We start from the raw sequence: 14,149 nt of genomic DNA on the forward strand, positions 1-14,149 counted from the left end.
CCCTGTTCGTAGAAGGATGGATTGGTGCGCACCCCCACCCCCACCCCCGACTCGGCCGACCGCTCCCCCACCGCGGGCAGCGATTCCACTGAGGAGCAGCCACGGCGACGTTCGGCGCTCGGCGTCCTCGCGAAGGTCGTGATCGTGGTGGCGTGCGCGTTCGGCGCGACGTACCACCTCGTCGGGTTACCGGGGCTGCGTGACTTCGGCTACTACCGCATCGACCTGGACGTCTACCGTCTGGGCGGATCGGTCTTCGCCGACGGCGGGCCGCTGTACGGCTCGATGCCGCCGACCGCGTCCGGGATCGGGCTGCCGTTCACGTATCCCCCGCTCGCCGCGGTGGTGTTCAGCCCGATGTCGGCGATCTCGTTGGAGGCGGCCGGGGTGGTGCTGACCACGCTCTCGCTGATCGCGCTGTTCGCAACGCTCGTCCTCACGCTCGCCTCGATCGGCGTCGCGCCGCGCGCGACGCTGGCGTGGACGGCACTCGCCGTGGCGGGCGCCGCGCTGACTCTCGAACCCGTGTACTCGACGCTCGACTACGGCCAGGTGAACATCCTGTTGATGGCGTTCGTCGCGGCGGACTGCCTGCCACGGAAGACGCCGTGGCCTCGTGGCCTGCTGATCGGGTTCGTCGCCGCACTCAAGCTCACGCCTGCGGTGTTCGTGCTGTTCTTCCTGCTGCGCAAGGATTTCCGGGCGTCGGTGACGACCGTGCTGAGCTTCGTCGGGTTCGGGGCGCTCGGCTTCGTGCTCACCCGCGCGGATTCGTGGCAGTACTGGACCGACACGCTGTTCGACTCCGGCCGGATCGGCGGGCCCGCGTATCCGGCGAACCAGAGCATCACGGGTCTTCTGGCCCGCCTCGGCCTGGATCCATCACTGCGCACCGTGTTGTGGCTGGCCCTGAGCGCGGCCGCGCTCGCGCTCGCGGCCGTCGCGATGCACCGCGCATTCGCGGCGGGCGCGACCGCGCTGGCGCTGTCCGTCAACGCGCTGCTCGGCCTCCTCGTCTCCCCGGTGTCGTGGTCACACCACTGGGTCTGGGTCGCCCCGCTGCTGCTGCTCGTCGGCGTCCATGCGTACCGACAGCGCAGTGTCATCCTGGGCGTCGGCGTGGTCGCCAGCTGGGCGCTGTTCGTGGTCGCGCCGCACTGGCGCCTCGGGCCCGGGCGCTGGGAGGGAACCGGCTGGCCGCTGTGGGACCAGTTCCTCGCGTCGTCGTACGTGTGGTGGGCGGTCGCCGTGATCGCGGCGGTGGCCGTGTGCCTCGGTCCGCGCAGCGCCGCCGGCCGCACCAGCGTCGACGGGCCCGCGCAGCTCTCCCCCGTGTCCTGACCGGTCCTCGGCAGCAGTGTCGCGCCACCAGCAGTACACGTACACCGACAGCGCGAGGACGAGGGTGACGATCACCCACAGCGTCACCGCGATGTCGATCCACGAGCCGATCGGCGGGCTGCCCGGCAGGATGCCACGCATCGGGACGACCGCGAACAGCATCGCGGCCATCCACCCGAGCATGTCTGTGTGCACCAGCCGACGACGCCGCGCAGTCTGGATCGCGACGAACGCCGCGAGGACCGCCAGCACGATCATCATCGCGAGCAGGATCAGCGCGTAGACGAGGGTGCCGCCCGAGCGGTGCAGTGTCACGTCCAGGCCGCTACCGGTCAGTGAGATGTCCTCGTCCACCGCGACCTCGTCGTAGCTCAGCTGCCACCCCTCGATCTCCTCGTCGAGCACGACACGGGTGCGATGGACCTCGACCGCGTCCCCCACGCCCGTGTACGCCTCGACGACGAGGGGTTCGATGTCGAACAGGTCGAACGGCCACCTCGCGGGCTCGCCGTCGACCATCAACTGCACGTCGAGCGTGGTGGGGACGGATCCGACCGGAAACACCAATTCCGAGCGGGACATGGTCGGCGACATGTGCAGGCTGATCGCGTCGGCCAGCGTGTCGCCGCGCGGACTGCGGAAGTTGGCGCCGGGCACGATCGCGACCTCCGCGTCGAGCCGATCGGCCGTGGGGTGCATCGTTTTCATGGTGACGATCACGACCACCTCGTCGTCGGGTACCCACTCCGGCCCGGAATCACCGTCGTCGCGGTCGGTCAGCCCGTACACGACCAGCGATCCGGCGTACACGATCGCCATCACTATCGCGACGAGCGACCAGAACAGCCGGGGCCGGGTGCGGGCGATCGACAGTACTGACACGACTCGGAAGATACCGGCGCGAGAACCCCGATCGGGTCAGCGAGCGAGCGCGTCGTCCACCGAATCCACGGGTGCCGTCACCACTTTCGGATCCCGGTCGCGCAGGACGTCCCGAGCGGCCTTGGGGTACGACAGCAGTTCGCGGATCGAGTTCTTCACCAGAGTCGAGGTCCGGCCCCCGGCGCGCCCGGCCCGGACCCCGTCGGCGTCGATGCCGGCGCGGCGCGCGAGCGCGACGGTGCGCGGCAGGTGGAACGGCTGGGTGACCACCAGCGCCCGCCGGATCCCGAACGTCCGGGCCGCCCGGACGCAGGTGTCGTACGTGTCGAGTCCGTACGGGTCGGCGACGATCCGGCGCGGATCCACCCCCACCTCGACGAGGTATTCGGTCATCGCCGCGATCTCGTCCCCGGACCGACCCCGGGCGTCGCCGGAGACGAGCACCACGGACGCCCTGCCATCCAGCACGAGGCGCGCGGTGGCATCGAGGCGCCCACGAAGGAACTTCATGGGTCGGCCGCCGCGCACACGGGCGCCCAGCACGATCGCGACCGGCGCATCGGGCGCGGCGTCGACGTCGTGCAGGCGGCCCGCGGCGGCGATCCGGATCCACACCGTGGGGGCGCCGACGATGACAGCCGCGCCCGAGGCGGCGAGCAGGACGATCCGGCGTAGCGTGCGGTTCGGGCGCGACTGCGCGCGCGTCAGGGTCAGCCGGCCTGGGTGTCGGGGATGCGGGCGGCGTCGGCGGCCGATGCGGCCGGGGCCTGTCCCGCCGCCTGGTTCTTCAACGTCGCCGCGTAGATGTCGACGTACTCCTGGTCCGACAGGCGCATCAGCTTGTACATGACCTCGTCGGTGACGGCGCGCTCGACGAACCGGTTGCCGCCCATGCCCTCGAAGCGGGAGAAGTCGATCGGTTCACCGATGCGGATGGTGACCTTCGCCGGCTTCCACATGCGCGAGCCGATCGGGTTCACCTTCGCGGTGTCGATCATCGCGACGGGAATGACCTTGACGCCGGACTCGAGCGCGAGGCGGGCCATGCCGGTCTTGCCCTTGTAGAGGCGGCCGTCGGGCGAACGTGTGCCCTCGGGGTAGATGCCGAGGAGCTTGCCCTGCGCCAGGACGCGCAGGCCGGCGTCGAGGGCGTCCTGCGCGGCGGAGGCGCCGGTCCGATCGATCGGCACCTGGCCGACCGCCGAGAAGAACCACCGCTGGAAGCGACCCTTGAGGCCGGTACCGGTGAAGTACTCACTCTTCGCGAGGAACGTGATACGGCGGCTGACTCGCAGCGGAAGGAAGAACGAGTCGAGCACGGCCTGGTGGTTGCTGGCCAGGATTGCCGGGCCGTCCGTCGGAATGTTCTCGGCGCCTTCGAGTTTCGGCCGACCGAGAAGCCACAGCATGGGACCCAACAATACGTACTTAAACAGCCAGTACCACATGGTGTCCTTCCGTCCGAGCGCTCACTCCCCCTGGTCCGTCCGGGGTCCGACCCACACTCGCCATGCAGAAGACTGTACTCAGCAGTCTCGACCGCTGCCACAGGCGCCCGACTGCACCCGGGTTCAGTTCCGGCTTGCGCGATCCCGCAGCGCCGTGCGCGCCAGGTCGGCGGCGCCGATCATCGCGGCGGCCTCGCCGAGCAGCGTGTGCCGGATCCGGGCGAGAGGACGGTGCCCCGATCCGGTGACGAGTCGCGCGTAATGCTCGCGGGCGTCGTCGAGGAACAGCGGCGCAGAGCTACCGACGCCACCACAGATCACGATGAGGTCGGGATCGAAGACGTCCGAGACGGTCGCCAACCCCACCCCGAGCCACTTCGCGAAATCCGCGAACGTGGCCAGCGCCAACGGGTCCCCGTCGGACGCGGCGGCCGCGATCCGGCGCCCGGTCAGCGCACCCGGATCGACCGCGACGTCCCGGGCGAGGACCGTCGACGTCGACGGGTCCGCCGCGAGCAGCTCCAGCGCCGTGTCGACCAGGGCGGTGCCGCTGCAGTACCGCTCCCAGCAGCCGCGCTTGCTGCACGCGCACGGGCGGCCGTCGGGAACCACCTGCAGGTGACCCAGTTCCGGCGCCACCCCGAAGCTCCCGCGGTAGAGGCCGCCGTCGATCAGCAGCGCCGCCCCGATCCCGGTGCCGATCGCCACGACGACGACGTTGCGACCGCCCGCGGCCGCACCGAAGCGGCATTCCGCCCAGGCCGCGGCGTTCGCGTCGTGCTCGAGGACGACGGGCAGGCCGAGCCGGTCCCCGAGGCGGCGCGCGACCGGCGCGTCGACCCACGGCAGGTGCGGGGCGAAGCGGACCGTCCGGCGGTCGGAGTCGAGGAATCCGGCGACCGCGAGACCCACCGCGGTGACGGGGTGCCGGTCGGCGAGTTCGCGAACGGCCCGGTCGATGCCGTGTTCGAGGGCGTCCTCGGAGTGCGGTGTCGGCACGTGCGCCGTGTCGAGCACCTCACCGTCACCGTCGACGACGGATGCCCGGATGTTCGTGCCCCCGACGTCGACGCCCACGGTGAGAAGTTCGGTGCTGTCCACTCGCTGATTGTGCCGACCCGGTCCCGGAAACGGTACGGCGGGTACCGCCTATCTCGGCTCCGGCTCCGTGATCCGCACGTCGATCGGCACGAACGCCGACGGCGGTGCGGACGCAGGCGTGGTGGCCGCCGTGGCACGCGCCTCGCCGCCGGCGGTGTCGTGCGCGTCGAGGGCCTCGCGCAGCGCCGCGAGCAATGTCGACGCCTGACCGGCGACCAACGTCACGAGGTCGTGTTGTTCGCCACGGATCAGGGCCGCGAGGGCACACAGTGGGCACCAGGTGCACGTGCTGCACGTGGGCCGGTCGTCACCGGCCCCACCCGCCTCGGCGTCGGGCATCGGCGCGGCGACCTTCTGCAGGATCGGTTCGAGCCGCTCGAGGACGGTTTCGGCCAGTGCCCTCAATTCCGCGGTGAGTTCCGCGTGGTCTCCGGTCACTGCGGCCACACCGCAGGGTCGGGGACGAACCGCACCACGAGGTCGGCCCCGTCGAACTCCGCGCCCTGCACGATGCACCGACGCAGCACCGACGCCAGACGCACACGACGACGTCTGCCGTCCGCACCCACCAGCAAGTCGTCCTCCACTCGTCCCAACGTCAACGTGCCCGGGTCGGCGAGCGGCAGGTGCATCCGCATCGCGTACACCGATTCCAGGTCGCCCGAACCGGATTCGAGCGCGACCCGCACCGGCGTGCGATCGTTCCGGGACCGCTCCGACGGATCGAGAGCGTCGTTGTCCGAGTAGACCGCGCGCGCGAGCCCGTCGAGGGCATCCCACCCTAGCGGCTCCGCGGCCTGGTGGTCGGCGGCGAGCACCGTCACCGTGTCCGACGCCGCCCGGATGTCGGTGAGCGCGTCCTGCTGGCCGGCCCGGCACGTGTCGTACCAGTCCCCACCCCCAGGCGTCGAGGTACCCGAATCAGCTTGTGGCAGAAGCTTGTTCACGACGACGGCATCGACCCGCAGGCCCGCGAGCGCGGCGGCGGACAGGACCCGCCGGGTCTCGGCGAGTCCGACGCGCTCGGCCGACGTCACGACGCGCACCGCGGTCCGGGACCGGTCGGTCAGCAGCGCCGACACGGCCGCGGTCGCGTCGAGGACGCGGTCGAGCATCGCGACCGCGAACGCCACTCGCGTGTCCGCCGACGAGCCCGCCGTCATCGCCGTGACACGCCGATGCTGCGGCCACACCCGCTCGACGTATCCCGACACCGTTTCCGGAAGCGCCAGCGCCCGCAGGGCATCCGCCGTCGGCGGGCAGTCCACGACGACGACGTCCCAACGCCCCTGCCCGGCGAGCCGCACGATCTCGCCGAGGCCGAGCAGGTCCTCGACCCCGGGCAGCCCCGTCAGTTCCTCGGGGGCGAGGTCGGCGAACTGCGCCCCGTGATCGTGGGCCCCACCGAGCGCGAGCACCGCGACGAGGCCCCGGTAGCGCTCCTCGAGCAGCGCGAGAGTGTCGATCTCGACGGCGTCCACCCCCGCCCCGACCAGGATCTCGTGCCCGCGCCCGACGGGGCGGCCGAGCACGTCGGACAGCGAGTGCGCCTGGTCGAGCGACGCGAGGAGCACCTTCCGACCGGCCGCGGCGAGGGCGGCGGCCGTCGCCGCGGCGATCGTCGTCCGACCCGCCCCGCCCTTGCCGAGGATCAGCCGGACCTGGGCACCACCGCGGCCGGGTTCGGCGGCGTTCAGCCCTCCACCCGCTTCTTGAGCTCCTTGAGCGCGGTGTCGGTGATGACCTTCTCGGCCTTGCGCTTGAACAGCCCGATCATCGGAATCGTGAGGTCGACCGTGAGCTCGTAGGTGACGCGGGTTCCGCCGTCCTCGGGTTCGAGCGTGTACGAGCCGAACTGAGCCTTCTGGATCTCACCGGAGACGAGCTCCCAGCTCACCGACATCCCGTCGGACGCCCACCGGTACTGCAGCACGTACGTGTCCTTGACCATGCCGGCGTCGAGCACGAAGCGAACCTGCTGCGCGCGGCCGTCCGGCCCGGATGCGAGCACCTCGACGGACTTCGCGGCCTCCACCCATGCCGGGTAGGAGTCGAAGTCGGCTATCACACCCATGATCTGCTCGGCTGGTGCGTCGATGGTGATCGACCGCTTGGTCTTCTCGGCCATGCCTCGGACGCTTCCTTTCAGAACGGCTTGCAGCGGCTGGAGCGACGCAGGTCGCGTCGCACCGCACGTTCATCTCACACGATGCCCGAGCGGACGCACAATTCCCTACGCGGGTGGCTCGCCCGCGGGTCGACCGGCCTCGAGCTGCTTCTTGAGTTCGAACGTCATCGCCTTGCCGGCGACGCGCCGGGCATGGTTCATTCCGGCGAGGTCGAGCGACGCCAGCGCCTGCGGGCCCACACCCGTCGGCTCGGCGTGCAGGAAGTAATGGACGATCGTGCCGTCCATGACCGCCTCGAGCCACACTTCCATCGTCCCGGTGAGCGGCCCCGCCACGGTCCACCGGATGCCCTTCTCGGCCCGGTCCTCCCGCACGTCGAGGACGAGATCCGGCCACCACGCGCGCCAGCGCGCGGGCACGGAAACGCGGGCAGCCACCTTCTCCGGGGCTGCGGCTACGAACGTCTGGTCGGCGACCTGAATGCTGCTCACTCCCCCAGCTTCACACACCGGGTTCCGCGGCCGTGATCTGGACTACACCTGGACGGGCGACCATTCGACAAGGCGCAGGTCGGTGGCAGTGCCGCACGTCACGTGGCGGCGGTCTATCGTGAGGACGAGCAAAACCCTACTCGCCAGTATCTCGCAGTCCCGGAGGTTGTCGTGCCCGAGTTCAGCGTTCCTGCCACCTTCACCATCCCGGAGGACGCATCCGCGGTCGACTCCGTCTTCTCCTACGCGGACACCAAGCCTGGGCACATCGTGTACCGGCGGCTCGTGAACGGTTCATGGGTCAACGTCACGGCCCGCGAATTCGCCGATCAGGTCACCGCGGTCGCGAAGGGCCTGATCGCGCGCGGCATCCAACCGGGCGACCGCGTCGCACTGATGTCCGCGACCCGCTACGAGTGGCCGCTGCTCGACTACGCCATCTGGTCCGCGGGCGCCGTCACTGTGCCGATCTACGAGACCTCGTCCGCCGAGCAGGTGCGCTGGATTCTCGAGGACTCCGGCGCGATCGGCCTGGTCGTCGAGACCGAGAAGCACTCGAAGACCGTCGCCGAGGTCGCCGAGGCGGCGCCGGATCTGCGCGCGGTCCTCCAGATCGAGCCCGCCGCCGAGAACGCCGGAGCGGTCGCGATTCTCACCGCGGACGGCGCGGACATCGCCGACGACGAGGTGCGGGCGCGCGTGGCCGCGCTGAAGGCCGCCGACCCGGCGACCCTGATCTACACGTCGGGAACCACCGGCCGACCCAAGGGCTGCCAGCTCACGCACTCGAACCTGATCGCCGAGTCCAAGGGCATCGTCGTGTCGAACCTCGGCGAGCTGCTCACCTCGCCCGGGGTGAGCACGCTGATGTTCCTGCCGCTCGCGCACGTGCTGGCCCGCGCGGTGAGCATCGCCGCGTTCGACGCCGGCGCGTCGCTCGGACACACCAGCGACATACCGAACCTCGTTCCGACGTTCGCCGAGTTCAAGCCGGACTTCATCCTGTCGGTGCCGCGCGTGTTCGAGAAGGTCTACAACACCGCGCGCCAGAAGGCGCACAGCGAGGGCAAGGGCAAGATCTTCGACGCCGCCGCGGCCACCGCGGTCGCGTGGAGCGAGGCGAAGGACAACGACGGGCCCGGCCTGCTGCTGAACCTCAAGCACGCCGTCTTCGACAAGCTCGTGTACTCCAAGCTGCGCGCCGCGCTCGGCGGCAAGTGCCAGCTGGCGATCTCCGGCGGCGCACCGCTCGGCGCCCGCCTGGGCCACTTCTTCCGCGGCATCGGAGTCACGATCTACGAGGGCTACGGCCTGACCGAGACCACCGCCGCGTTCGCGGTCAACACGATCGGCAACCAGAAGGTCGGCTCGGTCGGAAAGCCGTTGGCCGGCAACTCCGTTCACATCGCCGAGGACGGCGAGATCATGCTGTACGGCCCGGTCGTGTTCACCGGCTACTGGCGCAACGAGGCCGCGACCGCCGAGGCGATCGAGGACGGCTGGTTCCACACCGGCGACCTCGGCACGGTCGACTCCGACGGCTACATCACCATCACCGGCCGCAAGAAGGAGATCATCGTCACCGCGGGCGGCAAGAACGTCGCACCAGCCCAGCTCGAGGACCACCTGCGCGCGCATCCGCTCATCAGCCAGGCGATCGTGGTCGGCGACCAGAAGCCGTTCATCGGCGCGCTCATCACCATCGACGCCGAGGCGCTGCCCGGCTGGAACGAGCGCAACGGCAAGCCGGCCGGCACCACCGTGGCCGAACTCCTCTCCGACGCCGACCTCACCGCCGAGATCGACGCGGCCATCGCCGACGCCAACAAGCTGGTCTCGCACGCGGAGGCCATCAAGAAGTACCGCATCCTGCCGGTGGACTTCACCGAGGAGACCGGCGAGCTCACCCCGACGTTGAAGCTCAAGCGCAACGTCGTCCACCAGAGCTTCGCCGACGACATCGAGCAGATCTACAGCAAGTAGGAGCAGCCAGCCCAGGGTGGAGCCGGCGCCCGCGGTCCGAAAGGATCGCGGGCGCTTCGCTTTTCAGGCCAGGAGACTGCGCAGCTTCGCACCCAGCACGTCCCACCGCCAGTGGGTCCGGACCCACTCGCGGCCCGCGGCCCCCATCGCGGCCGCCCGATCGCGGTCGGACAGCACCGAGATCACCGACTGCGCCACGTCGTGGACCGACGTCCCGTCCACCACGAGCCCCGTCTCGTGCTCGACGACCGTCTCCGGCGCGCCGCCGGACCGTCCGGCGATCACGGGCACCCCGGACGCCGACGCCTCGAGGTACACGATGCCGAGCCCCTCGACGTCCAGGCCCGCGCCCCGCGTCCGGCACGGCATCGCGAACACGTCCGCGATCGTGTGGTGCGCGGCCAGTTCCGCGGCCGGTACGCCGCCGGTGAAGACGACGTGGTCGTCCACGCCACACTCCTGTGCCAGCGCGTGCAGGCGCTCGGCGTACGGGCCGCCGCCGACGATCACGAGCACCGCACCGTCGATGCTCCGCCGGATCGCCGGCAGCGCCCGGATCAGCTGGTCCTGCCCCTTGCGGGGCACGAGCCGGGACAGGCACAGGATCGTCGGGCGCTCGCCCAGTCCGTAGCGGGCCCGCAACTCGGCCCGCGCGGCCGGATCGGGGCGGAAGACGTCGGTATCGACGCCCGACGGCAGATGCTCGAGCGCCGCGTGCGGACCGAAGGCCGACGCGAACCGCCCGCGCGTGTACTTGCTGACGTACGTGACGGCGTCGGTGTGGTCACCGATGCGCCTCAGCGCCTGACGCGCGCCGGGGAGCATGGACCAGCCCACCTCGTGACCGTGCGTGGACGCGATCACCCGACGGGCCCCGGCACGACGGATGGTCGGCGCGAGCAGGGCCAGCGGCGCGGCCGCCCCGAACCACACGCTGTCGCACTCGTACTTCTCGACGAGCTTGGCGGCACGACGGGCGACGAACGGTGTCGGCACCATCAACGTCGTGGGGTGCCGCACCACGTCGTAGGGCTGCTCGGCGTCGAATCGGATGTGGCTGTCGCCTCGCCACCGCGGGGCGTACACGACCAGCTCTTCCGGGGGCAGCTGGGCGGCAAATGTGTGCAGGTACGACTGGATTCCACCGGGTCGTGGTGGAAAATCGTTCGTCACCAACAGGGTTCGACGCATGCGTCCACCGTAGGTGCCGGAGCGACCGGGCGGCGAGCCAGGGTCACGCCACCTGCTTCTCCACCCAGGCGCCCCACGCCTGGGCCAGCCCGTCGGCGTCGACCCCCAGCGCATCCCTGATCCGGCCGTCCAGCCGGTCCCCCGTGGCCGCGCCCTGCGCCAGGCTCCGGTACAGCGCGTCCAGCTTCTCCTCGCCATACTCCCCGGCAACGAAAGCCGCCAGTGACCAGGAGGATTCGTACGCCCGGCGTGCGGTGTCGCCCCCGGCGCCGAAGTCGGCGTCCGCGGGCAGCGACGTCGGCGGACCGTTCTTCGCCACCTCGGCCGACAGGGTGGGCGCGAGCGCGCCGAACGTCGCCTCGACGCCGCGGTACCCGACGTAGTCGGCGTAGCCCTCGAGAATCCACAGCGGCGAGCCGTCCTCGGTGACCGTGCGCGCGGCGATGTGGGTCAGTTCGTGCCGCAGCACCGACACCCGAGTGAGGTCGGTCAGCCGATCGGCCGACTCGGGACTGAACACGATCCGCTGACCGGACGCGGTCCGGGACCGCAGGTCGACCGCGTCCGACACGGAGACGGCGGCGATGTCGGCGCCACTGTGTGCGGCGCCGACCAGCGAGGCGAACTCCTCGTGGGACCCGGCGACCAGGACGACCGCGCGACGGGACCAGTCCTGGCCCCACACGTCGGTGACGTGGGCGACCGCGGGGCCGAGATCGCCCGCGATGCGGTCGACCATCGCCACCTGCCCCGGGTGTCCGAGGACGATCGACGACCGCCCCTCCGGCCCGTCCACCACACGCGTGATCACCGGACCGAAATCCCAAGGACCCCGCCATGTTTCGCGACCGGACTCGGTCACATTCGAGTCGCTCACGAGCTTCCACTCGTTTCCGCGCCGGGCCAGCAGCAGCGCGACGGGCTTGCGGGTCGGCTGCGCGTCCGCGCCCGCAATGGCGTATCGGAAGTACACGGTGGGTGCCCAGACGTCCGACGCGCCCAGTTCCTCGGCGACCGTCGGCGGGACCGGAACCTCGGCATCGAGCCCGATGTCGTAGCCGAACTCGGAGAACGGCACCTGCGCGAGGTTGTTCGAGCGCCGGATCTCCGCGTCCAGGAAGCCGGGAGTCGCACCGGAATCGAACAGGGCCGAAAGGGCTGCGGTGTCGCCGCTGCGCACCGTCTTCGCCCACTCGTCGAGCAGAGCCTGCGCGCCCGCACGGCGACCGTCCTCGTACGGGTTGGCGACCGGCGCCGCATCCCGAACCTCGGGAGGGTCGCTCTCGCGATCGAAGGCCGTCAGCGAAAGCACGAGTGCGACGGCGATCCCGAGCCCCGTCAGGCCTACCCACTCCCACCGCCGCACGCGCCGCTTCGGCGTGGGGTTCGAGGTGTGATCTTCAGCGGACACGACCGAAAGTGTAGGAGCCGAACACGCGAATGGACCCGATACCCCTGGGTATCGGGTCCATACGGGTCTTCGTGTATCGGATCGACGCTCGACGGATCAGTAGCGGCGCGCCCCGTAGAACGGCATCGATGCCATCGAGTCGACCTTGACCGGCGTGCCGTACGTCGACGCGTGCAGGACGTTGCCGTCACCGGCGTACAGCCCGACGTGCGACGCGTCATTGTAGAAGAGCACGACGTCACCCGGCTGAAGCGCACTGCGGTCGACGGGAATTCCACCCTCTGCCTGCGCCTGGCTCGACCGCGGCAGGGTCTTGCCGATCTGCTTGTACGACCACACGACCAGGCCCGAGCAGTCGTAGGCGTCGGGTCCCGTCGCACCCCAGCTGTACGGCTTGCCGACCTGGGTGAGTCCGGCCTGCAGGGCGGCGGAACCGGACCCCGGGGTGAGGCCCGCCAGGATGCGGCCGGCGTCGAACCCTTCCGGGAACGTCGTGCCCGCCAACTGGGACCGCTCGGCGCCGGTGAGCCGGCCGTACGCCGCAGTGACCGAGTCGATCTGCTGCTGCAGCTCGCTCTGCTTGCTCTGCAGCTCGTCGCTCACCACCTTGGCCTGCTCGGTGGCACTGCGCGCGGTGTCCGCGGACACCCGCGACGCGTCGGCAGCCGCCTCCGCGTCGGTCGTGGCCTGCTTGAACTGCGCGACCGCCTTCGACGTCTCGTTCGAGATCGCGTCGAGCGCCGACATCTGGTCCAGGAGTTGCTGCGGCGAGTCGCTGACCATCACCGCGAACAGTCGATTGGTGCGCGCGCCCTGGTAGCTCGCGGCAGCGAGTTTGCTCACCGTGGGCCGGAACTGGTCCATCCGGGCCTGCGCGGCGGCGAGGGCGTCGCGGTCGGACGCGAGACGGGCTTCGGCATCGTGCTGCGCGGCCTGCTTGCCGTCGAGATCGATCTGGGCGTCGTGCAGCGCCTCGGTGGTGCGTTCCGATTCACGTGACAGTTCGGCGAGACGCTCGAGCGCCTCGGTCGGGTTGTTCACGACGGGATCCGCCCCCGCCGACGCGGCGGGCAGCCCGACGAGGGTCAGGGAGAGAACTCCCGTCGCCAGGGCAGTACACATCGAGCGCTTCATCTTCTGCGAGGGCACAGCAGCGCGACTCTCCGTTTCTGGATTCGTCTCCACCGCACAGACCGGCGATGGCTTCCGCAAGGTCTCGAACAGGTTACGGAATGGCATATGTCCGTGTCTACCCGAGAGTTGGACAATTCGTGCATCGTCGTGAATGCCACAAAACTCTCGAGGCAGACTCCCACGAATACACGCGGGGCGGCCCCGACCGAAGTCGGAACCGCCCCGCCCGCAAACGTTTCTAGAGCGTCACGCGTAGCGACGTGCGCCGTCGAACGGCATCGAAGAAACCGGCGCCATCTTGACCGGCTGACCCGCGGTCGACGCGTGGATGACGTTGCCGTTACCGGCGTAGATGCCCGAGTGGCTGCCACCGTAGAACGAGATGACGTCGCCGATCTGGAGCGCGTCGCGCGAGACCGGCGTGCCCGCGGCCGCCTGGTCGTAGCTGGTGCGCGGCAGGTTCAGGCCGACCTGCTTGTAGGCCCACTGCACCAGGCCCGAGCAGTCGAATGCGTCCGGTCCGGCCGCGCCGTACACGTAGGGGGCACCGAGCTTGCTCTCGGCGGCCTTGAAAGCCTTCTCGCCCAGGCTCGTCACGGGGGCGGGAGCGGCGATGGGCGCCAGCTCCGGCGGCAGCGCAGCGCTGCCGGTGCCGATGCCCTGAGTCACCGACGCGATCGCGGCGTCGACCTGAGCCTGCGTGACACCGGGAACCTCGACGGTGCCGACGCCCGGGACGTTGATCGGGTCGGCGAGCGCGGGGGCCGCGGTGACCGTGACTGCTCCGACGGCAAGCGCGCCGGCAACGGCCGCGCGTCGCGCGGAACGCTTGAAAGTAGATGACGCCACGAGTGGGGAAACTCCGTTTCTTCCGTTCGTCCGCCGACCGAGTTAGCTGACGGGTTCGGGCTGGGAAGATCAGCCCTACCCGCCGACACCGCTGCGCGGCTTCGACGGGATTCACCCCAGAAAAACTTGGGTTCCCGGCACGTCACCCCCGAGGGGGCTCCGATTAGGCGGGCCCAGCGATGCCGCTCC

At 70.3% G+C, this 14,149-nt stretch carries 13 protein-coding genes, 1 pseudogene and 1 riboswitch; of the genes and pseudogenes, 2 read left to right on the top strand and 12 right to left on the bottom strand.

The features are described 5' to 3' along the window. The first annotated feature begins 24 nt into the window (after positions 1-24). On the top strand, positions 25-1,341 hold the full coding sequence (locus ACQ5DX_RS13140; RefSeq protein WP_430333044.1) for a glycosyltransferase 87 family protein: 1,317 nt from the start codon (positions 25-27) through the stop codon (positions 1,339-1,341). A gap of 33 nt (positions 1,342-1,374) precedes the next feature. Here ACQ5DX_RS13140 and ACQ5DX_RS13145 read toward each other — a convergent pair. From ACQ5DX_RS13145 to ACQ5DX_RS13180, 8 genes and pseudogenes are all read right to left on the bottom strand, one after another. Continuing rightward, positions 1,375-2,160: pseudogene (locus ACQ5DX_RS13145) on the bottom strand (DUF4436 family protein); the annotation flags it as partial. A 99-nt stretch (positions 2,161-2,259) separates the two neighbouring features. Then, positions 2,260-2,889: a SanA/YdcF family protein gene (locus ACQ5DX_RS13150; RefSeq protein ID WP_430335644.1), complete on the bottom strand. Its 630-nt coding sequence runs from the start codon at positions 2,887-2,889 to the stop codon at positions 2,260-2,262. 44 nt (positions 2,890-2,933) lie between these two features. After that, positions 2,934-3,671 carry a lysophospholipid acyltransferase family protein gene (locus tag ACQ5DX_RS13155; RefSeq protein WP_430333045.1) on the bottom strand — a complete coding sequence of 246 codons (738 nt, stop codon included), beginning with the start codon at positions 3,669-3,671 and terminating at the stop codon, positions 2,934-2,936. A gap of 123 nt (positions 3,672-3,794) precedes the next feature. Beyond that, positions 3,795-4,772 (bottom strand): ROK family protein, encoded by a 978-nt coding sequence (locus ACQ5DX_RS13160; protein WP_430333046.1) that lies wholly within the window; start codon positions 4,770-4,772, stop codon positions 3,795-3,797. A gap of 48 nt (positions 4,773-4,820) precedes the next feature. Beyond that, complete coding sequence (locus ACQ5DX_RS13165; protein ID WP_430333047.1) at positions 4,821-5,210, bottom strand: hypothetical protein; 390 nt, start codon at positions 5,208-5,210, stop codon at positions 4,821-4,823. Beyond that, a complete protein-coding gene (locus ACQ5DX_RS13170; RefSeq protein ID WP_430335645.1) occupies positions 5,207-6,469 on the bottom strand; it encodes an ArsA family ATPase in 1,263 nt (420 codons plus the stop codon). The genes ACQ5DX_RS13165 and ACQ5DX_RS13170 overlap by 4 nt, the downstream gene beginning before the upstream one ends. Continuing rightward, positions 6,466-6,900: an SRPBCC family protein gene (locus ACQ5DX_RS13175; RefSeq protein ID WP_430333048.1), complete on the bottom strand. Its 435-nt coding sequence runs from the start codon at positions 6,898-6,900 to the stop codon at positions 6,466-6,468. The genes ACQ5DX_RS13170 and ACQ5DX_RS13175 overlap by 4 nt, the downstream gene beginning before the upstream one ends. A gap of 105 nt (positions 6,901-7,005) precedes the next feature. Beyond that, positions 7,006-7,392, bottom strand: a complete 387-nt coding sequence (locus tag ACQ5DX_RS13180; protein ID WP_430333049.1) for a polyketide cyclase / dehydrase and lipid transport — start codon at positions 7,390-7,392, stop codon at positions 7,006-7,008. Between the two features lie 171 nt (positions 7,393-7,563). Between ACQ5DX_RS13180 and ACQ5DX_RS13185 the strand changes: the two genes are divergently transcribed. Further along, complete coding sequence (locus tag ACQ5DX_RS13185; protein WP_430333050.1) at positions 7,564-9,375, top strand: AMP-dependent synthetase/ligase; 1,812 nt, start codon at positions 7,564-7,566, stop codon at positions 9,373-9,375. A gap of 63 nt (positions 9,376-9,438) precedes the next feature. Here ACQ5DX_RS13185 and ACQ5DX_RS13190 read toward each other — a convergent pair whose 3' ends face one another. The 4 genes from ACQ5DX_RS13190 to ACQ5DX_RS13205 form a co-directional block, all read right to left on the bottom strand. Beyond that, positions 9,439-10,566 (bottom strand): glycosyltransferase family 4 protein, encoded by a 1,128-nt coding sequence (locus ACQ5DX_RS13190; protein ID WP_430333051.1) that lies wholly within the window; start codon positions 10,564-10,566, stop codon positions 9,439-9,441. A gap of 43 nt (positions 10,567-10,609) precedes the next feature. Then, positions 10,610-11,893 (bottom strand): peptidase MA family metallohydrolase, encoded by a 1,284-nt coding sequence (locus ACQ5DX_RS13195; RefSeq protein ID WP_430335646.1) that lies wholly within the window; start codon positions 11,891-11,893, stop codon positions 10,610-10,612. Between the two features lie 180 nt (positions 11,894-12,073). Then, complete coding sequence (locus ACQ5DX_RS13200) at positions 12,074-13,126, bottom strand: NlpC/P60 family protein (protein WP_430333052.1); 1,053 nt, start codon at positions 13,124-13,126, stop codon at positions 12,074-12,076. Between the two features lie 231 nt (positions 13,127-13,357). Next, positions 13,358-13,960 carry a C40 family peptidase gene (locus ACQ5DX_RS13205; protein ID WP_430333053.1) on the bottom strand — a complete coding sequence of 201 codons (603 nt, stop codon included), beginning with the start codon at positions 13,958-13,960 and terminating at the stop codon, positions 13,358-13,360. Positions 13,961-13,975: 15 nt separating this feature from the next. Further along, positions 13,976-14,140: riboswitch (cyclic di-AMP (ydaO/yuaA leader) on the bottom strand. Positions 14,141-14,149: the final 9 nt, after the last annotated feature.

The organism is Rhodococcus sp. ACT016 (genome assembly GCF_050477185.1).
Classification (GTDB): domain Bacteria; phylum Actinomycetota; class Actinomycetes; order Mycobacteriales; family Mycobacteriaceae; genus Prescottella.